The sequence below is a fragment of the Caballeronia sp. LZ034LL genome, assembly GCF_031451215.1.
Taxonomy (GTDB): domain Bacteria; phylum Pseudomonadota; class Gammaproteobacteria; order Burkholderiales; family Burkholderiaceae; genus Caballeronia.
In genome coordinates this window covers 1-19,785 of record NZ_JARUXR010000007.1, presented here as the reverse complement: position 1 = coordinate 19,785, position 19,785 = coordinate 1, and the positions used below count along the sequence as shown (strand labels likewise).

The 19,785-nt window shown below is 65.7% G+C and carries 15 protein-coding genes; 10 read left to right on the top strand and 5 right to left on the bottom strand.

Annotated features, from left to right (window positions below; all coding sequences use genetic code 11):
• Window positions 1-28 precede the first annotated feature (28 nt).
• The 5 genes from dapA (QCE83_RS34825) to QCE83_RS34805 form a co-directional block, all read right to left on the bottom strand.
• Complete coding sequence (dapA, locus tag QCE83_RS34825; RefSeq protein WP_309821422.1) at window positions 29-934, bottom strand: 4-hydroxy-tetrahydrodipicolinate synthase; 906 nt, start codon at window positions 932-934, stop codon at window positions 29-31.
• 21 nt (window positions 935-955) lie between these two features.
• On the bottom strand, window positions 956-2,368 hold the full coding sequence (locus QCE83_RS34820; protein ID WP_309821420.1) for an FAD-binding oxidoreductase: 1,413 nt from the start codon (window positions 2,366-2,368) through the stop codon (window positions 956-958).
• Window positions 2,365-3,591 (bottom strand): alpha-hydroxy acid oxidase, encoded by a 1,227-nt coding sequence (locus QCE83_RS34815; protein WP_309821419.1) that lies wholly within the window; start codon window positions 3,589-3,591, stop codon window positions 2,365-2,367. Before QCE83_RS34815 ends, QCE83_RS34820 begins: the two co-directional genes overlap by 4 nt.
• Window positions 3,592-3,615: 24 nt before the next feature.
• Complete coding sequence (locus QCE83_RS34810; protein WP_309821417.1) at window positions 3,616-4,707, bottom strand: ABC transporter substrate-binding protein; 1,092 nt, start codon at window positions 4,705-4,707, stop codon at window positions 3,616-3,618.
• A 199-nt stretch (window positions 4,708-4,906) separates the two neighbouring features.
• Window positions 4,907-5,830, bottom strand: a complete 924-nt coding sequence (locus QCE83_RS34805) for a LysR family transcriptional regulator (protein ID WP_309821415.1) — start codon at window positions 5,828-5,830, stop codon at window positions 4,907-4,909.
• Between the two features lie 145 nt (window positions 5,831-5,975).
• On the opposite strand from QCE83_RS34805, the gene QCE83_RS34800 reads away from it, so the two are divergent.
• The 10 genes from QCE83_RS34800 to QCE83_RS34755 all read left to right on the top strand — a co-directional run.
• Entirely contained in the window at window positions 5,976-7,004 is a 1,029-nt protein-coding gene (locus tag QCE83_RS34800; protein ID WP_309821413.1) for a DUF1338 domain-containing protein, read from the top strand.
• A 1-nt stretch (window position 7,005) separates the two neighbouring features.
• Entirely contained in the window at window positions 7,006-9,960 is a 2,955-nt protein-coding gene (locus tag QCE83_RS34795; protein ID WP_309821411.1) for an FAD-linked oxidase C-terminal domain-containing protein, read from the top strand.
• A gap of 84 nt (window positions 9,961-10,044) precedes the next feature.
• A complete protein-coding gene (locus tag QCE83_RS34790) occupies window positions 10,045-11,544 on the top strand; it encodes an aldehyde dehydrogenase family protein (protein ID WP_309821410.1) in 1,500 nt (499 codons plus the stop codon).
• A gap of 24 nt (window positions 11,545-11,568) precedes the next feature.
• A complete protein-coding gene (locus QCE83_RS34785) occupies window positions 11,569-12,777 on the top strand; it encodes a PLP-dependent aminotransferase family protein (RefSeq protein ID WP_309821440.1) in 1,209 nt (402 codons plus the stop codon).
• Window positions 12,778-13,035: 258 nt separating this feature from the next.
• Complete coding sequence (locus tag QCE83_RS34780; protein ID WP_404986232.1) at window positions 13,036-14,256, top strand: porin; 1,221 nt, start codon at window positions 13,036-13,038, stop codon at window positions 14,254-14,256.
• 63 nt (window positions 14,257-14,319) lie between these two features.
• Window positions 14,320-15,420, top strand: coding sequence for an ABC transporter substrate-binding protein (locus QCE83_RS34775; RefSeq protein ID WP_309821406.1), 1,101 nt, complete (start codon window positions 14,320-14,322; stop codon window positions 15,418-15,420).
• A gap of 68 nt (window positions 15,421-15,488) precedes the next feature.
• The gene (locus tag QCE83_RS34770; protein WP_309821405.1) at window positions 15,489-16,916 is read left to right on the top strand and encodes an FAD-binding oxidoreductase; all 1,428 of its coding nucleotides are present in this window, start codon (window positions 15,489-15,491) and stop codon (window positions 16,914-16,916) included.
• A 44-nt stretch (window positions 16,917-16,960) separates the two neighbouring features.
• A complete protein-coding gene (dapA, locus tag QCE83_RS34765; protein WP_309821403.1) occupies window positions 16,961-17,866 on the top strand; it encodes a 4-hydroxy-tetrahydrodipicolinate synthase in 906 nt (301 codons plus the stop codon).
• Between the two features lie 25 nt (window positions 17,867-17,891).
• Window positions 17,892-18,986, top strand: a complete 1,095-nt coding sequence (locus QCE83_RS34760; protein WP_309821401.1) for an ABC transporter ATP-binding protein — start codon at window positions 17,892-17,894, stop codon at window positions 18,984-18,986.
• A 97-nt stretch (window positions 18,987-19,083) separates the two neighbouring features.
• Window positions 19,084-19,785, top strand: a 702-nt coding sequence (locus QCE83_RS34755; RefSeq protein WP_309821438.1) for an ABC transporter permease, incomplete at its 3' end; no start/stop codon positions are given.

Here is a 19,785-nt window from a genome sequence, read left to right as displayed (position 1 = left end):
TTATTTGGAATGTGTCAGATTGATGCGCTTACGGCAACCACCCCTTCGGCAACCCCGCCAGCGCCTCCTTCATCCGCGCAACCGTCGCCGCCGCCGGTTCCACGAGCGGCAACCTGACCGGCCCCAAGCCATCTCCGAGCAACTCAAACGCCTTCTTCGCCGGCCCCGGATTGGTTTCGCTGAAGATCGCATCGAGCATCGGCGCGAGCATTGCATGTTCACGCAGCGCAGTCGCCGCATCGCCATTCGCGGCGCTCGCATGAATCCGCGCCCACGCCTTCGGCAACAAACTCGCCGACGTCAAAATACCGCCCACCGCCCCCAGCAGCACGTGATGCACATACAGCAGGTCGTCGCCGCTGAGGATCGCCATGTCCTTTCCCGCCAGCGCAACCGTTCGCGCGAACGCATTGAGATCCGTGTTGCACGCCTTCATGCCGATGATCGTGCCGTCTTCCTTCGCCATCGCGGCGATGGTGGCGGGCGGCGTTGCATAGCGCGTGCGCGCCGGGATGTCGTACAGCAGCAGCGGCACGCCCGCCGCATCGCGATAGCGCTGGAAATACGCGCGCACGCCGGCATCGCTCGGCGTGACGTAGAACGGCGTAACCAGCAGCAACGCCGCCGCGCCCGCATCGACGAATGCCTTTCCCGCATCGAGCGCTTCCGCATAACCCGGCGACACCACGCCCGCGACCACCGGCACGCGGCCACGCGCGGCTTCCACGGTCGCGCGCACGACCAGCGTGCGTTCAGCCGGCGAGAGCGCCGTATATTCGCCGGTGCCGCCCACCGGCACAAGGCCGGTCGCGCCATCTGCGATCAGCGTATCGACCAGTGCATGCAGACGTTCCGTATCGATTGCGCCATCGGCCGTGAACGGCGTCGGGAAAGCGGGGTACATGCCCTTGAGGGCGGAGACTTCGAGTGTCATCGGTGAGAGTCCTGTGAAAGCCTAGAGCAGCTTGCCGGGATTCATCCGGCCATCCGGATCGAGCGCGCGCTTCATGGCGCGCATCATGTCGAGTTCGACCGCGCTCTTGTAGTGCGAGAGTTCATCGCGATGCGCGCGGCCGATGCCATGCTCCGCGCTGATGCTGCCGCCGAACTCCACGGCGGCGTCATTGACGATCTTGCCGATCGCTTCGACACGAGCGTCGCGGTCCTCGACCTTCGCCCATACCGCATGCGGGAACAGCACGATGGAGTGGATGTTGCCGTCGCCCACGTGGCCGACATAGAGAAAGCGCGCGCCTTCCACCAGTCCCGCTTCGTTCAGCCTGACTTCGGTCTGCGCGAGGCACGCGGGAATCTGCGAGATGGGCAGCGAAATATCGTGCGTGACGCTCGTGCCGAAGCGCACGTTGGCCTCGGACACGATATGCCGGATATGCCACAACGCCGCAGCCTGCGCTTCGCTCGCGGGCAGCGCGGCATCCAGCGCGATGCCTTCCTCGAGCGCCGCGCCGATCACGTCTTCGAGCATCGCCTGCAACGGCGCGTCGTGCGCGGCATCGGCGAGTTCGATCATCAGCACCCACGGCGACTGGCCGTCGAGCGGATCGCGCGTGTCGGGCACTTCCTGATAGACCACATCGAGCTGGCTGCGCGACATCAGTTCGAACGAAGTCAGCGCGTCGCCGCAAGTGGCGCGGCAACGCGACAAGAGTTCGATGGCGGCATCGGCGGAATCGAGCGCGACCCATGCCGTGGCATGCGAACGCAGCGCCGGAAACAGCTTGAGCACGGCAGCGGTCACCACGCCGAGCGTGCCTTCCGCGCCGATGAACATCTGCTTCATGTCGTAGCCGGTGTTGTCCTTGCGCAGGCCGCGCAGACCGTCCCAGACACGGCCGTCCGGCAGCACCGCTTCGAGGCCGAGCACCAGCGCGCGCATGTTGCCGTAGCGCAGCACGGCGGTGCCGCCTGCGTTGGTGGAGATATTGCCGCCGATCTGGCACGAGCCTTCGCTCGCGAGCGACAGCGGAAACAGCCGGTCCACCGACGCCGCCGTTTCCTGGATCTGTTGCAGCGTGCAGCCGGCTTCGACGGTGAGCGTGTCGTTGCGCGTGTCGATCTCGCGGATCTTGCTCATGCGCGCGAGGCTGATGATGATGCTGTCGCCCGCTTCGGACGGCGTCGCGCCGCCCACGAGGCCGGTGTTGCCGCCTTGCGGCACCACGCTCACGCCAAGCTCCGCGCACAGTTGCATCACCTGCGCGACCTGCGCGGTGTCCGCGGGCTTGACCACGGCGCGCGCCTTCCCGTGATAGCGGCCGCGCCAGTCGGTGAGCATCGGTTCGGCGTCGGCGAGGTCCACGAGGCCCTTCGGCCCCACGATATGCAGCAGCGATTCGATCAGATTCATGATTGGACCAGCTTGGGTATGACAGTGACGTTGGGTTTGCCGGTCGCAGCCGCAGTGCCGGGCCGCGCGCCCGAGATGCGCTCGTGCAGCGTGTCGATGCCGGGGCTGCCGAGCAGCGTCATGGTCGTCACGATTTCATCGAACAGCAGCGACAGCACATGTGCGACGCCCGCATCGCCGCGTGCCGCGAGTCCATACAGCGGCGCACGGCCGAGCAGCACGCCGCGCGCGCCGAGCGCCACGGCCTTGACCACGTCGGCGCCGCGCCGCACGCCCGAATCGAGATAGACATGCAGTGCATCGCCGACCGCATCGGCCACGGCGGGCAGCACGTCGAGCGGCGCATGCGCGCCTTCCAGCTGCCGGCCGCCATGATTCGACAGCACGATGCCGTCCGCGCCGTGCTGCTGCGCGAGACGCGCGTCATCGACGGTCAGGATGCCCTTGACGAGCAGCGGCCCGTTCCAGTGCTTGCGCAGCCACGCGATGTCCGACCACGCCAGCGACAGATCCATCTGGCGCGCCAGCGCGGCCGCCTGACGTTGCAAATCGGGCGCTTCGCCGAGACTGCGCGCGAGGTTGACGAGTTGCGGCGTGCCCTGGCGCGCCATCTGCAACGCCCAGTGCGGATGCCGCAGCAGATCGAGGATCAGCTTCGGCGTGATCGGCAGCGGCAGGCGGTAGTTGTTGTGGATGTCGTGATCGCGGCGGCCATGCACGGGCGTGTCCACCGTGACGAGCAGCGTCGTGTAGCCCGCTTCCGACGCGCGCCGCATGATGCTCTCGGCGATACGGCGATCCTTCTGCACGTACAACTGCATCCACAGCTCGCCGTCCGGCGCGGCGGCGCGCACGTCTTCGAGCAGCGACGTGGACGCGCTCGACAGCGCGAACGGCACGCCGCGCGCGGCAGCGGCGCGGGCCAGCATTTCATCGGCCTTGGGCCAGAACAAGCCGTTCAGTCCAGTCGGCCCGACGACCATCGGCGCGGCGGACGCGTAGCCGAACAACTGCGCGGCCGGCGAGACGTGCGAGACATCGACCATCGCGCGCGGGGCGAAATGCACATCGGCGAACGCGGCGCGGTTGCGCGCCAGCGTATGGCCGTCTTCGGCGCCGCCGTCGAGATAGTCGAAGGCAATCTTCGCCAGCCGCCGCCGCGCGGCCTCGCGGTAATCGGCGACGTTGGCGAAGCCCTGCGTTGAAGAATAGAAAAGACTCATTGCATCGTGATGGTTCGACGAGGGTTAGCGCAGCACCCAGTCGTTGAAGCGCTCGATCGCGACATCCTGATGCGCCGGCCAGTACGACGGGTCGATACGCACGCCGCGCTTCAGATTGTCCGGGAAGGTCGGCAGGTTCTTCGCGCGCTTCGCATCAATGTACTGGAACGCGTCCGGATGCGTCGGCCCGACAGCCAGCGCGCTCGCGACTTCTGCCTGGCGCTTCGGGTCCGCGCAGAACGCGACGAACTGGCGGCAGGCATCGACATTGTCGCCGCCCTTCATGATGCCGAACGCCTGCGGACCGTAGATGTGGCCGTCCCAGGCAATCGCGAGCGGCGCGCCTGCATCGATGGCGGGCAGCACGCGCGCCAGCCAGCTCGACGCCATCGCCACTTCGCCCGACTTGAGCAACTGCTCGCATTGCGCGCCCGTCGTCCACCAGATATCGATGTTCGGCTTCACGCGGTCGAGGCTCTTGAACGCCTTGTCCAGATCGCACGGATAGACGCCGCTCGGCGGCGTGCCGGCGGCCATCAGCGCTTCTTCGATGGTGTCGAACGGGAACTTGCGCAGCGCGCGGCGGCCCGGGAACGCCTTGGCATCCCACAGGTCGGCCCAGGAAGCAGGCGTCTTGCCGCCCTTGAAGGCGTCCGAGCGATAGGTCATCACCGTCGTATAGACGTTGTGGCCGATCGCATACTGGTCGCGGAACTGCGCGGGAATCTTCGCGACGGCGGCGTTGCCGTCGAGATTGACCGGCTCCAGATAGACCTTGTCCTTGCGCGACAGAAGATACACGGCCGGGAAGCTCAGCTCGGCCATGTCCCAGGTCTTCGCGCCCGTCTCGACGATGCTCTTGATCTGCGCGGTCGGTTCCGCGCCCGAGGCCACGCCCACGACTTCGATGCCTGTCGCCTGCTGGAACGGCTTGTACAGCGTGCGGGTGTAGATGTCGGTGTAGACGCCGCCCGAGTCGCGCACCACGAGGCGCTTCGAAGCGGCTTTCGCCGAGGTCCAGATGGCAGGCATCGCAAGTCCGGCCGCGCCGGCTACGCCGAGTCGAATGAAGTCGCGGCGCGAAGCGGTGAAAGGTTTCTTTTGGTCGTTTGCCATGTGGGTCCCCGAGGTGCGAAAACGGGCGCCGCGCGGACAGGCAATGTACGCGCGGCGCCCCGAGAGTGATGGTCTGGCGGCTCGCCGCGCCTCATCGATGCATTCGACGCATTGGACGCGCCTCGCCAGCGTGCGCTCATGATCGGTCAGACGTGACGCTTCGCCAAACGAGATAAAAGCACCACATGATGCGAAATGCTCAAGACCTTGCGGGCTTGCAGTCGTCGTCGGCGGTGTATTCGCTGGCCTGCTTCAGCAGCCATTCGCGGAACTTCTCCAGCGGCTTGCCATGGCTGAGTTCGGTCGGATAGACGAGGTAGTAGGCGGAGTCGGCCTTGATGCTCGCCTCGAAGGGCACGATCAGCCCGAACTGTTCGAGCTGCCCGCTGACCAAAAACTTCGGCACCAGCGCGACGCCCAGCCCCGCTGCGGCGGCGCTGATCGCCATGGTGTGCAGCTCGTAGCGCATGCCGTGCATGGTGCTCGCGTCTTCCACGCCGAGGCTCGCGAACCAGCGGGTCCAGTCGTCCGGCCGCGTAGTGGAGTGCAGCAGCGGATACGCGAGCAGTTCGTGCACGTGCCCGATGGGCCGCTCCAGCAGCGACGCCTTGCACACCGGCACCACTTCCTCGCCGAACAGATAGTCCGCCGTCGTGCCGGGCCAGGTGGGCTTGCCATAGTGAATGGCGGCTTCGAAGTGCGACTCGGCAAAGGAAAACGCATCCGTGCGCACGCCCATGTTGACGCGCACGTCCGGCGTGCATGCGTAGAAATCGCCGATGCGCGGAATCAGCCATTGCGACGCGAACGTCGGCAGCACGGCCAGCTCCAGATAACCGCCGCCGCTGCCGTGCGCGATGATGGAGAGCGTGTCGCGGTCCAGTTGTTCGAGCGAACGCCGCACCTGCGTGCCGTAGATGCGGCCCGCGCGCGTCAGCACCACGCGTTGCTTGGCGCGCACGAACAGGCGCACGCCGAGATTGGATTCGAGCGTGGCGATCTGACGGGAGATCGCGCTCTCCGTGAGGAACAGTTCCTTGGCCGCGTGCGTGAAGCTTTCATGGCGCGCGGCGGCTTCGAAGGCGAGCAGCGCGCCCATGTTGGGGATCTTGAACTTGCGCATGGTGATTCCAAACACTCATCAAGTCACAATTTAATCTCGCTTTACGCGCGGCACAACGATTAAAAATAATGCGGCCTTGCCGTTGCGGCTCCGCCACCGTGCGTGAAGGCCCGCGGCCAACGTCCAACCGCGATACCAGGCGACCATGCGAAATACGAATATCGAAAGCCTGCTCGAGCGTCTGCTCGGCTCCGAGAAGACAGGCTTGCTCTTCAAGACCCTGAATGCCCCCTCGATCCTGAACGACTGGGAACCCGGCACCGTCACGCGCGCCGAACTCGCCCAGGCGATGAACATGGCGCTCTTCGAAGGCCTGCTCGCGCGTTCGCCGAACGGCCGTACTTATACCGATGAAACCATCGCCAAAGGCGGCTCCGTGTACTTCGATCACGGCGCGCTGCGCACGGTGCGCTGGCCGCAGAACGGCGGCCTGCCGCCGGGCGAAGCGGCGTTCACCCGCATTCTGCGGCCGCTCGGCTTCCGGCTGAACGGGCGCTATCCGCTCGACAAGCTCGGCATGACCGGCCGTTCCTATGCCCATGAAGACGCGCCCGACGAGATCGCGCAGTTCTTCGTGAGCGAACTGCACCCCGAGCGTTTCTCGGAGACCTTCCAGCAGGCCGTGACCAACGTGGTGGGCGCATCGCGCGATCCGCTCACGCCGCTGGCGGTCGCGCAACTGTCGGAACTGGAGCGCGACGGCTCGCTGCCCATCGACGCGGCGCACCAGCTGCTGCCGGTGATCGTCGGCGCATTCGAGCGTCAGCACGACCTGCCCATGCTGGCCGACTATGAAGTGCTGCTGGCGGAATCGGCGGAAATGGCGTGGATCGCCACCGAGGGCAACGGCTTCAATCACGCGACCGACCGCGTCGCCGACGTGTTTCAGCTCTCCGACGACGAAAAGGCCAAGGGCCGTCCGATGAAGCCCGAAGTCGAACGCTCGCGTTCCGGACGCGTGTTCCAGACGGCGTATCGCGCGGACACGGTCGAGCGCATGTTCCGCACCGCCAACGGCGACACGGTCACGCGCAAGGTGCCGGGCTCGTTCTACGAGTTCATCACGCGCAAGCGCGAGTTCGACCGTGCGGCGCGCGCCTGGGTCACCGACCTGCGCTTCGATGCCGGCAATGCGCAGGGCATCTTCAAGATGACGGCCGGCGCGGCGAAGTAAGGTGAGCGCGCAGCCGTATGCGGCGGATGCCGCCCAGTTGCAGTCGCTGCAGCGCGACCTCGCGGCCGCGTTGCGCGGCGAAGTGCGCTTCGATGCCGGCGCGAAGGCGCTCTATGCGTCGGATGCGTCCAATTACCGGCAGGTGCCGCTGGGCGTCGTGGTGCCGCGCGATGTCGATGACCTCGCGCGCGCGCTCGAACTGTGCCGTCAGCATGACGTGCCGTTCCTGACGCGCGGCGGCGGCACGTCGCAGAACGGGCAGTGCGTGAACGTCGCGGTGGTGGCCGACGCGAGCAAGTACGTGAACCGGGTCGTGTCGATCGATCCCGAAGCGCGCACGGCGATCGTCGAGCCAGGCGTGATCTGCGACACGCTGCGCGATGCGGCGGGCGCGCATGGCCTGACGTTCGGCCCGGACCCGGCGACGCACAGCCGCTGCACGCTCGGCGGCATGATCGCCAACAACTCGTGCGGCGCGCATTCGGTGATGGCGGGCAAGACCGCCGAGAACGTCGAGGCGCTGGAAGTGCTCACGTATGACGGCGCGCGCTTCTGGACCGGTCCGACGTCGCCCGATGAGCTCGACCGCATCATCGCGGACGGCGGGCGGCAGGGCGAGATCTATCGGCAGTTGCGCGATCTGCGCGACCGCTACGCCGACGCAATCCGTCGCGAGTTTCCGCAGATCCGCCGCCGCGTGTCCGGCTTCAATCTCGATCAACTGCTGCCGGAGAACGGCTTCAACGTCGCGCGGGCGCTGGTGGGCACGGAAGGCACGTGCGCAGTGACGCTGCGCGCGAAGGTGCGGCTCGTGCACAGTCCGGCGAGCCGCGTGATCCTCGTGCTCGGCTTCGCGGATATCTTCGTCGCGGCGGATGGCGTCGCGCATTTCGAGCGCTTTGGTCCCATTGCTATCGAAGGGCTGGATCGCGGCATCATTCGCGGCTTGCAGGCGCGTGGCCTCAAGGCCGATGAAATCGCGCTGCTGCCGGAAGGCGACGCGTGGGTCGTGCTCGAATTCGGCGCCGATACGCCCGCCGAAGCTCGCGCGCAGGCCGAGGAAGCGCGCGCGTTCTTCCTGTCCGGCGCGGGCGGCAAGGGCGTGACCGGTTTCGTCGTCGAGGAGAAAGCGAAGCAGGCGCTGATCTGGTCGATTCGCGAAACGGGTGCGTCGGCGGTGGCGTTGTCGGTGGATCCGTCGAAGCCGGATCCGATCATCGGCTGGGAGGATGCGGCGGTGGATCCGCTGCGCCTCGGCGATTATCTGCGGCGCTTCCAGGCACTTGTGGACCGTCATGGCTATGAGACCTGCCTGTACGGCCATTTCGGCGATGGCTGCGTGCACGCGCGCATCACCTTCGATCTGCGCAGCGCGGAAGGCGTGCTGGTGTGGCGGCGCTTCCTGCGCGAGGCGGCGGAACTGGTCGTGGAATTCGGCGGCTCGCTGTCGGGCGAACATGGCGACGGCCAGGCCAAGGCCGAGTTCCTGCCGATCATGTACAGCCCCGACATCATCTCTGCGATGGAGCAGTTCAAGGCCATCTGGGATCCGGCGCAGCGCCTGAATCCGGGCAAGGTCGTGAACGCCTATCGTGCCGACGAAAACCTGCGCATGGGCCCCGCGTACAAGCCCGTGCAGTTGCAGACGAAGCTCACCTTCCGCAGCCCCGAAGGCGACGGCATGCAGCGCGCGGTGGAGCGCTGCATCGGCATGGGCAAATGCCGCTCGCTCGATGGCGGCACGATGTGCCCGAGCTTTCGCGGCAGCCGCGAGGAGCGCCAGTCGACGCGCGGTCGTGCGCATCTGCTGTGGGAGATGCTGCAGGGCGACGTCATCAAGGACGGCTGGGACAGCGTCGAAGTCAAGGAAGCGCTGGACACGTGTCTGGCGTGCAAGGGCTGCCGCAGCGACTGTCCGACGCATACCGACATGGCCTCGTACAAGGCCGAATTCCTGTCGCATCACTATGCCCGCAGGCGGCGTCCGCGTCAGGCGTGGTTCATGGGGCGCATCGGGCAGTGGGCGCCATTCGCCGCGCGCGCGCCGTGGCTCGCCAATCTCGCGACTTCGTTCCGGCCACTGGCGCCGGTGAGCAAATGGATCGCCGGCGTGGCGAAGGATCGCGCGCTGCCGGTGTTCGCGCCGCGCACCTTCCGTGCGACGGCGGCGACGCAAGGTCATCGCAAGGCCGCGAAGCCGACGCGCAAGGTGCTCTTCTGGGTCGATACCTTCAACGACCACTTCACGCCCGACGTGGCGCATGCCGCAAGCGACGTGCTGGCCGCGCTGGGCTATGAGGTCGTGCTGCCGAAGAAGCGTCTGTGCTGCGGCCGTCCGCTGTACGACTACGGCTTGCTCGACGAAGCGCGCGCGATGCTGCGCGAGGTGCTCGACACCTTCGCCGACGAGATCCGCGCGGGCACGCCCTTGGTTGGTCTGGAGCCGGGCTGCCTGTCGGTGTTCCGTGACGAACTGGTCAAGCAGCATCCCGACGATCCGCTCGCACATCAACTGGCGCGCCAGACCTTCATGTTCTCGGACTTCGTTGCCGATGCCGACTTCGACTGGCCGACCCTCGACGCCGACGTGCTGCTGCACGGCCATTGTCACCAGAAGGCGCTGTTCGGCATGAAGAAGGAAACCGCGCTGCTCGGGCGACTCGGCGTGCGCTGGAAGCTGCTCGATACCGGCTGCTGCGGCATGGCCGGTTCGTTCGGCTTCAACGCGGACCATTACGAGCTCTCGATGAAGATCGGCGAAGACAAGCTGTTGCCGCTCGTGCGCGCGGCGCAGCAGGACACGCTGATCGTCACCAACGGCTTCAGTTGCCGCGAGCAGATCGCACACGGCGCACAGCGTCACACGCTGCATGTCGCGCAACTGCTGCAACGCGCGCTGCAGCACGGCACGCGCAAGCCGGCGCCACAGCGCGAACTCACATCGCTTGATGCATGAAGCGCATCAAGTCCTGCAATTAACTCGCTTGAGCCCGGTTGCGCGCACTCGCACAATCGGGCCAGTTCCACTGGAGATCCATCCTTGAAAGCTTCCACCATTCTTTCCGATCTGGGCATCGCGCGTCTGGCCGAAGAAGGCGATATCGTCGTGCGCTCGCCGATCGACGGCGCCGTTGTCGGCCATGTGAAGAGCCACACGCAAGCGCAAGCCGATGCCGCGCTCGCCGCCGCGAAGACCGCCAGCGAAGCCTGGCGCAACGTGCCCGCGCCGCGCCGCGGCGAACTCGTGCGCCTGCTCGGCAACAAGCTGCGCGATAAGAAGGAGGCGCTCGGACGCATCATCACCCTGGAGACCGGAAAGATCCTTCAGGAAGGCATGGGCGAAGTGCAGGAAATGATCGACATCTGCGACTTCGCGGTCGGTCTCTCGCGCCAGCTGTACGGCCTGACCATCGCGTCGGAGCGTCCCGGCCATCGCATGGCGGAATCGTGGCATCCGCTCGGCGTCTGCACCGTGATCTCGGCGTTCAACTTCCCGGCGGCCGTGTGGTCGTGGAACGCGGCGCTCGCGCTCGTGTGCGGCAATGCCGTGATCTGGAAGCCGTCGGAGAAGACGCCGCTGACCGCGCTTGCCGTCGACCGCATTCTCGAAGACGCGCTCGCCGAATTCGGCGATGCACCCAAGGGCCTCACGTGCGTCATCAACGGCGGCCGCGAGATCGGTGCGCAACTCGTCGCGGACCCGCGCTCGTCGGTCGTCAGCGCGACGGGCAGCACGGAGATGGGCCGCACGGTCGGCATCGAGGTGGCGAAGCGCTTCGGCCGCTCGATCCTCGAACTCGGCGGCAACAACGCGGGCATCGTGACCGGCACCGCCGACAGCGAACTCGCGCTGCGCGGCATCCTGTTCTCGGCAGTCGGCACGGCGGGCCAGCGCTGCACGACGCTGCGCCGCCTGTTCGTGCACGAGAGCGTGTATGAGCAGACCGTCGCGCGCCTGAAGACGCTTTACAGCAAGGTGGCCATCGGCGATCCGCTCACGGCCGGCACGCTGATGGGCCCGCTGATCGACGCGCAATCGTTCGAGCGCATGCAGGCCGCGCTTGCACAGGCGAAGGACGAAGGCGGCACGGTGACGGGCGGCGAGCGTCATGTCGTGACGGGTCTCGAGAACGGTTACTACGTGCGTCCGGCCATCGTCGAGATGCCGTCGCAGACCGCGGTGATGCTGAAGGAAACCTTCGCGCCGATTCTCTACGTGATGAAGTACCGCGAATTCAGCGAAGCGATCGAAGCGAACAATGCGGCATCGCATGGTCTGTCGTCGTGCGTGTTCACGACCGACCTGCGCGAGGCCGAACGCTTCCTCTCGGATTCGGGCAGCGATTGCGGCATTGCCAACGTGAACATCGGGCCGAGCGGCGCGGAGATCGGCGGCGCGTTCGGCGGCGAGAAGGAAACCGGCGGCGGCCGCGAGTCTGGCTCCGATGCGTGGAAGGGCTACATGCGCCGTGCCACCAACACGGTCAACTATTCGTCCGCGTTGCCGCTGGCCCAGGGCATCGACTTTTCGATCGAATAAGCCGCGCGTTCCGGAGCCATCATGATGTACGACTTCACTGAGCCGTTCCGGAACCCCGGCGGCTCGCCGATCCGCGAGTTGTTCAAGTATCTCGGCGAGCCGGGGATGATCTCGCTCGCGGGCGGCTATCCGGCGAGCGACCTGTTCGATACCGACGGCTTGCAGCGCGCCGCCGCACAGGCGTGGACGCAGCCCGCGCGCTGCCTGCAATACGGTCCCACCGATGGCCTGCCCGAGCTCAAGGACGCGCTCGCGCAGCTCATGCAGCAACGCGGCGTGACGGTGCCTGCGGATCAATTGATGGTCACGACCGGCTCGCAACAGGGCTTCGATCTGTTGCTGCGCGTGCTGGTCGCACCCGGCGATGCCGTGCTCACCGAACAGCCTGCGTATCCCGCCACGTTGCAGGCGCTGAAGATGCAGCAGGCGCGCATCGTGACGGTGCCGGTGGATGCGCAAGGGCTGGATGTCGCGCGGCTCGCGGCGATGCTCGAAAGCGGCGAGGCGGGACGTCCGAAGCTGCTCTACACCGTGCCGACGTTCGCCAATCCGACCGGCGCAACGCTGTCGCTCGAACGTCGCCGCGCGCTTGTCGAACTGTCGGTGAAGCATGGCTTCATCATCGTTGAAGACGAACCTTATGCCGACCTGCGTTTTGCAGGCGAGGCCTTGCCGTCGCTGCTGAAGGTGGCGCAGGACATCGACGGTGGACGTGAGCGCGTCGTGTACTTCGGCAGTCTGTCGAAGGTGGTGGCGCCGGGGATACGGATTGGCTGGACCGTCGCGCCCGCGGATATCGTGCGGCGCTGTACGGTCGCCAAGCAGACGGCCGATCTGTGCAGCGCGCCGTGGATGCAGGCGATCGCCGCCGCGTATCTCGCCCAGGGCGCGCTGACGGAACACTTGCCGCGCATCGCGGAGCAGTATCGGCGCAAGTGCGAGGCCCTGTGCGATGCGCTCGATGCGCATCTCGCCGGCGCGCTGCAATTCCAGCGGCCTGAAGGCGGGATGTTCGTCTGGGCGCGCATGGAGGGTGTCGATTCATCGGAACTGCTGCAGCATGCAATCGCGCAGAAGGTGCTGTTCGTGCCGGGCAAGGCTTTCTATGCCGATCACATCGATGCCGCCGCGTTCCGTCTGTCGTTCGCTGCGCCGGGCATCGGCGAGATAGGCGAAGCGGCAGCGCGGCTTGCGCGTGCGCGCGAGGCGTTGCTCGGAGCAAGTCAAAGCTGATGGCAAGAGAGGGCGCCGGGCGTCATGCCCGGCGCCTTCGTTCGTCCGCGTCTTAGGATGAAGAAACAACAAGACTTGGTGAATATTCGTAGTTTGACGCTGGTTTTGCGTTTTCGGATAGTCGCTTCCAGTCCGGTCAGCCGGCCGGCTCAGCGCGCGGGGACAACGAGATACACGGCACGCGCCTCTCGCATCATCCTCGTTCCCCGCGATCATCGAAAAGCAACCGGGTAGACGTACATAATGAAAAGAAGCTTGTTGGCAGGGGCGACCCTCTCGTCGTTGGCCGTCGCGGTTCCCTGCGCCGCGCAAAGCAGTGTCACGCTCTATGGCGTCATCGATGTCGGCATCAACTACACCAGCAACGCGCAGACCGGACGCGCGAACGGCGCGCTCAAGGGCGCGTCGCAATTCAACATGCAGGACGGCGGTTCGGGCGGCATCAGCGGCAGCCGCTGGGGCCTGCGCGTGAAGGAAGACCTGGGCGGCGGCTATGGCGCCATCGCCACGCTGGAGAACGGCTTCAACATCCAGAGCGGCACGCTCGGCCAGGGCGGCGCGGAGTTCGGACGGCAGGCCTTCGTCGGACTCACGACGCCTTACGGCACCGCAACCGCCGGCCGTCAGTACGACTCGGTGGTGGACTTCGTGCAGCCGTATTCGACGGTCGCGATGTGGGGCGGCTATCCCGCCAGCCAGCCGGGCGATATCGACAACCAGGGCAACAGCCGGCGCGTCAACAACTCCGTCAAGTTCCGCAGCAAGGACTACGGCGGCTTCTCGTTCGGCGGCCTCTATAGCCTCGGCGGCGTGGCCGGCAGCACCGGACGTAACCAGGTCTACTCGCTGGGCCTCGGCTTCTCGCGTGGACCGTTGTCGATCGGCGCGGCCTACCTGAACGCGCGCGATCCGAACTATTCGTTCTTCGGCACCAACCCGTCTTCCGGCACCGCCGCGACCAGCAACAACATGGGTTCGTTCGGCTCGGCGACGGCCGCGCAATCGAATCCGATCTTCGGCGGCTACAGCTCGGCGCAGACCTATCAGGTCATCGCGACGGGTGCGTCGTACAAGTTCGGCGCTTCGTCGGTGGCGCTGAACTACAACAACGTGCAGTTCAAGCATCTCGAAGCCGGCGACGGTCCGAACACCCTCGGCTATGGCGGCACCGGCAAGTTCGACACGGTCGAGGCGAGCTACACGTTGCAGGCCACGCCCTCGCTGCTCGGCGGCGTGGTGTACGAGTACGTGCGTTCCAGCGGCGCGAACGATCGCGTCGCGGCGCATTACAACCAGGTCGGCGTAGGCGCGGATTACCTGTTGTCGAAGCGTACCGATGTCTATGCGATCGGCGTGTATCAGCGCGCGAGCGGCACCGATTCGTACGGCCAGTCCGCCGTCGCGGCCATCAATGGGCAGACGCCCTCGGCGAGCAACCATCAGTTCGCGCTGCGCTTGTCGCTGCGTCATCGTTTCTAAGTCCGGAATCATCCGTGCGGGTCCGGGCAGGGTCCGGGCCCGGAACCACGCAGAGAGGAAAAATTGGAAGACGAACAACAACGCAACGACGGACCTCTTCAATTCAGCCGCCGCGCCGTCATCAAGCAGGCGCTCGCGGGCGCAGCGATCACCGCGTTCCCGTTCGTGTGGACGCCCGCACGCGCGGCGAGCAAGCGCATCGTGGTGCGCGACGATGGCGGCGTCTATTCGCGCGCCTATGCCGCGCTGCTCTACAAGCCGTTCACGGAGAAGACCGGCATCGAGGTGATCGGCGTGCAGGCCAACGCGGACCCGACCGCGCAGGTCCGGAGCATGGTGGAAACCGGCAGCTACACGTGGGACATGGCGAAGCTCAGCCAGCCCGCGGTGCTGATGCTCACCACGGGCGGCAAGGTGTATCTGGAGAAGCACGGTCTGGAATCGGACCCGGTCATCGCGAAGATCTCCAAGCAGTACATGTCGCCGTATGGCGTCGGGTCCGATGTCTATAGCACGGTGCTGGCGTATCGCATCGACGCGTTCAAGGGCCGCAAGGCGCCGTCGTCGTGGGCGGATTTCTGGAACGTCAAGGATTTCCCCGGCCGGCGTGCGTTACGCAAGTCGCCGTTCGACACGCTGGAAGAAGCCTTGATGGCCGACGGCGTGCCGACTCCGAAGGTCTATCCCTGCGACTTCGACCGCGCCTTCAAGAGTCTCGACAAAGTGTCGAAGCACGTGGACGTGTGGTGGACCACGGGCGCGCAGGTGGAGCAGATGCTCAATTCGAGCGAGATCGACATGGTGAGCACATGGGTGTCGCGGGCGCAGTCAGCGATTGCGCATGGCGCGCCGTACCGGATCGTGTGGAACCAGAACATCTCCAGCTTCGATAACTGGACCATCCTGAAGGGCACGCCGAATCTCGATGCCTGCCGCGAGTTCATCCGCTTCGCTTCGGACCCGAAGATCCAGGCGGCGCTGGTCGACTGGTTCCCGGCCGGCCCGACGCAGCCCGAAGCGTACGCGATGCTGAAGCCCGAACTGGCGCGCAACTGTCCCGGCTATCCGGAGAACATGAAGAACGCCTTGCAGATCGATCCGGCTTTCTGGCAGGCGAATCAGGACAAGGCGATGGAACGCTTCAACGACTGGGTGCTGAAGTAAGCATCGGCGCATGACAACCCGCGCCGCTCCGGTTTGTGGGCGGCGCTTCTTTTCGAACGGAACGAACGATGGTGGATGCGGACCTCATGGTGAGCCGCCTGAAGGCGATCCTGGGCGATGACGGCGTGCTCACGTCGGCGGCTGACATGGATGGCTTCGTCGAGGACTGGCGCGGACGACATCGCGGCCCGGCGCTGTGTGTCGTGTTGCCCGCGAACACGGAAGCCGTGTCGCAGGTCGTCAGGCTGTGCGCCGAACACGGCGTGCCGGTGGTGCCGCAGGGCGGCAACACGAGCCTCTGCGCGGGCGCCGTGCCGCGCGCCGACGGCATCGCGCCGGTCGTGGTCAGTCTGTCGCGCATGCGGCGCATTCGCGGCGTCGACATCGTGAACGGCTCGATGACGGTGGAAGCAGGCTGCGTGCTGCAAACCGTGCAGGAAACCGCCGCGAGTCACGGGCGGCTTTATCCAGTCAGTCTGGGCGCCGAAGGCTCGTGCCAGATCGGCGGCAATCTCTCCACGAACGCGGGCGGCACGGGTGTGCTGCGCTATGGCAACACGCGCGAGAACGTGCTGGGTCTCGAAGTCGTGCTGCCGGACGGCACCATCTGGAACGGCCTGCGCGCGCTGCGCAAGGACAATACCGGCTATGACCTCAAGCAGTTGTTCATCGGCGCGGAGGGCACGCTGGGCGTCATCACGGCGGCGTCGCTCAAGCTGCATCCGCTGCCGACGCATCGCGAGATCGCGTGGTTCGCGCCCGTTGATCCCGCCGCCGCCGTGCGCATTCTCGGGCGCTTCCAGCAGGTGTGCAGCGACCGCCTCACCGCATTTGAAATGATCAACGCCACGCAGCTCGATCTCGTGCTGCGGCATGTGCCGGACCGGCGCAATCCGTTCGATACGCTGCGCGCGTGGAACGTGCTCGTCGAACTGTCGGATGTCGAATCGGGCGACGCAATTGCCGCGCTGATGCAGGCCACGCTCGAATGGGCCGTCGAGGAAGAACTGGTCGAGGACGCGGTGCTCGCGTCGAGCGAAGCGCAGCGCATGGCGCTGTGGGAAGTGCGGCACAGCGTGTCGGAGGCGAACAAGAAGGGCGGCATGGGGCTCGTCACGGATTGCGCGGTGCCGGTATCGGCGGTGCCCGAGTTCATCGCGCGGGCGACGGCGGCGGTGCATGCCATCGAGCCCGGCCTCGACGTGCTGGTGGTCGCGCACATGGGCGACGGCAACGCGCACTTCGTGCCGTTCTTCACGTTCGAGCGCTGGAACGCGCTCGCCGACCGCGATGCGACTGCGAGTGCGTTGCGCGCCTGCGTCAACGACGTGGCGTTCGAATTGGGCGGCACGTTCAGCGCGGAGCATGGCATCGGCCAGACCGGACTGCCCGCGATGGCGAAATACAAGGACCCCGCTGAGCTGGCGCTGATGCGTACCATCAAGCACGCGCTGGACCCGCGCAATCTTTTCAATCCGGGGCGTCTGCTTCCCTGAGGGGAACGGCACGACGCTGAACTGCTTTTCAAGGACCTGTTTCGATGCTCACTGCACACGCATTGCGCGGCATTTTTTCCGTAATCCCTTCTCCGGTCGATGACGACGACCGCATCGACGAACACGCCGCGCGGAAGCTGATACGTTATCTGCTGGGCCAGGGCGTGGACGGATTCCTGGCGCTCGGCGGCACTGGGGAATATGGCGGCCTGTCGCAGCGCGAACGCGTGCGCATGATCGAAACCACGGCGAGCGAAGCGGCCGGCCGCGTTCCGGTGATCGCGGGCGTGCTCGACGCGGGCTATCACGATGCCATCGAGTCGGGCAAGGAACTCGCTGCGGCCGGCGCAGATGCGCTGCTCGTGCTGACGCCGTACTACACGAATCCGACACAGGCCGGCATCCGCGATTACTTCCTGCGCTATGCCGATGCAGCGCCGCTGCCCATCATGATCTACGAGATCCCGTACCGGACGCGCGTGGCCATCGATCCCGTTGTGTTGCATGAACTGTCGAAGCACGAGAACATCATCGGCATGAAGGCGTGCAACACGGACATGTGGCACTTCCTGCAGACGGTCGCGGGCGTGGATGCATCGTTCTCGGTGTTGAGCGGCGAGGACTCGCTGTTCCCGATGCACGTCGCGGCCGGCGCGCGCGGCGGCATGCTGGTGACGGCGGCGTATCTGCCCACGGCATGGCAGCGCATCTGGCGTCTCGCCGACGAACGCAAGATCGACGACGCGCTCGCGCTGCATCGCACGCTGATCCCGCTGATGCAACTGATGTTCGCCGAATGCAATCCTGGCCCGCTGAAGACGGTGCTGGATGTGCTCGGCATCGATTCGACCCGTGTGCTGGCGCCGCTCGTAAATTCGGCGCCTGATTTGACAGCGCGACTGCGTGAAGAACTCGTCCGGCAACTGGACATCTTCGAAACAGCGCGCTGAGTTTTTGTTCAAGGAAGTGACCTGTATGGCAACCATCAATCTCCAGATCAGCGGTCTGTGCAAGCGTTATGGCGACTTCGTCGCGCTCGCGCCGACCGATCTCGACGTCGCGCAGGGCGAGTTCCTGACGCTGCTGGGCCCGAGCGGCTCGGGCAAGACCACGCTGCTGAGCCTCATCGCGGGCCTTGCGCAAGCGGACGGCGGCTCGATCCGCATCAATGGCGTCGACGTCACCGACGGCGCGCCGTACGACCGCGACATCGGCATGGTGTTTCAGAACTACGCGCTGTTCCCGCACATGACGGTGGCGGAGAACATCGCGTTCCCGTTGCAAATGCGCAAGGTCGATGCGGCGAGCGCCAGGAAGCGCGTCGCCGAGGCGCTGGAGATGGTGCATCTGCCGCACGTGGCGGGACGCTATCCGCGTGAACTCTCGGGCGGGCAGCAGCAGCGCATCGCGCTGGCGCGCTGCATGGTGTACCGGCCCTCGATCATCCTGATGGACGAGCCGCTCGGCGCCCTCGACAAGAAGCTGCGCGATCACATGCAACTGGAGATCAAGCGCATTCACCGGGATCTGGGCACGACGATCATCTACGTGACGCACGATCAGGAAGAAGCGATGACGATGTCGGATCGCATCTGTTTGATGGATGCGGGCAAGATCGCGCAACTCGGTACGCCTGCTGACTTGTACTTCCGTCCGAAGAATGTGTTCGTGGCGGATTTCCTCGGTGAATCGAACCTGCTGGATGCACAAGTCACGTCACGTGAAGGCGATCAGGTGCGCCTCGCGATGCAAGGTATCGACAAAGGCAGCGCGATGGTCTATGACGCGCAAGTGCAATCGGGCAAGCCGGTGAAGCTGATGCTGCGTCCGCAGAACCTGCGGGTGAACGGTCATGCTGAAGCGGGCGCAGAAACGATGTCCGCCAAGCTCACCGACATCATGGTGACCGGCGGCATGACCAAGCTGTACATGCAGCGCCAGCAGCAGAACGCGGAGGCCGCTGAACTGGTGGCGTCGTTCCCGACCGACCGGCTCGGGGCGCGCTATGAGATCGGCCAGACGCTGACGCTGTCGTGGTCGCCCGCCGATGCCGTCGCCATCGCGGGGTGAGCCGATGAACCCTTCCGCCATGACCGCGCAGAACGATCGCACCGCGCCGCGCAAGGTGCGCAACCCGCGCCTGAGCCGCAAGCTGCGCGTGGCTGCGATGGCTGCACCCGTGATCGTGCTGCTCACAGTGTTCCTGATCTATCCGGTCGGACAATTGCTGCTGCTGAGTATTCACAATCGGAGCGGCTTCACGATGGCCGAGTACAAGCGGCTGTTCGCCTCGTCGGTGTATGTGGAAGTGCTGTGGGTGACGATGAAGGTATCGCTGCTCACGACCTTCTTCTCGGTGCTGGTGGGCTATCCGGTCGCGTACCTGATCTCGGCCGCTACGCGCGAGCGCAAGAACCGGTTGCTGTACTGGGTGCTGCTGTCGTTCTGGACCAGCTTTCTGGTGCGGACGTTTGCATGGGTGGTGCTGCTCGGGCGTAATGGCGTGTTCAACTGGGTGCTCAAGCACCTCGGGCTGGTCGATTCGCCGCTGGGGTTGCTGTACAACCTGCCGGCAGTGATCGTAGGCATGACGCACGCGCTGATGCCGATCGCCATCATGACGATGCTCTCAGTGATGGAGAACATCGACCGGAGGTTGCCGAGCGCGGCATCGACGCTCGGTGCGCGTCCGGGCACGGCGTTCTGGAAGGTGTACTTCCCGCTGTCGCTGCCGGGGGTGTTTGCCTCGGCGTTGATGGTGTTCGTCACCGCAATCGGCTTCTTCATCACGCCGACGCTGCTGGGCGGACGTCACGAGACGATGATTACGCAGTTGATCATCGATCAGGTGTTGCAGGCGTTGAATTGG

Excerpts from the sequence above, each read along its gene's own strand:
- QCE83_RS34820 (WP_309821420.1), bottom strand. The coding sequence starts at position 2,368 with ATGAATCTGATCGAATCGCTGCTGCATATCGTGGGGCCGAAGGGCCTC.
- QCE83_RS34810 (WP_309821417.1), bottom strand. The coding sequence starts at position 4,707 with ATGGCAAACGACCAAAAGAAACCTTTCACCGCTTCGCGCCGCGACTTC.
- QCE83_RS34785 (WP_309821440.1), top strand. The coding sequence starts at position 11,569 with ATGTACGACTTCACTGAGCCGTTCCGGAACCCCGGCGGCTCGCCGATC.
- QCE83_RS34805 (WP_309821415.1), bottom strand. The coding sequence starts at position 5,830 with ATGCGCAAGTTCAAGATCCCCAACATGGGCGCGCTGCTCGCCTTCGAA.
- QCE83_RS34760 (WP_309821401.1), top strand. The coding sequence starts at position 17,892 with ATGGCAACCATCAATCTCCAGATCAGCGGTCTGTGCAAGCGTTATGGC.
- QCE83_RS34815 (WP_309821419.1), bottom strand. The coding sequence starts at position 3,591 with ATGAGTCTTTTCTATTCTTCAACGCAGGGCTTCGCCAACGTCGCCGAT.
- dapA (WP_309821422.1), bottom strand. The coding sequence starts at position 934 with ATGACACTCGAAGTCTCCGCCCTCAAGGGCATGTACCCCGCTTTCCCG.
- QCE83_RS34800 (WP_309821413.1), top strand. The coding sequence starts at position 5,976 with ATGCGAAATACGAATATCGAAAGCCTGCTCGAGCGTCTGCTCGGCTCC.
- QCE83_RS34770 (WP_309821405.1), top strand. The coding sequence starts at position 15,489 with ATGGTGGATGCGGACCTCATGGTGAGCCGCCTGAAGGCGATCCTGGGC.
- dapA (WP_309821403.1), top strand. The coding sequence starts at position 16,961 with ATGCTCACTGCACACGCATTGCGCGGCATTTTTTCCGTAATCCCTTCT.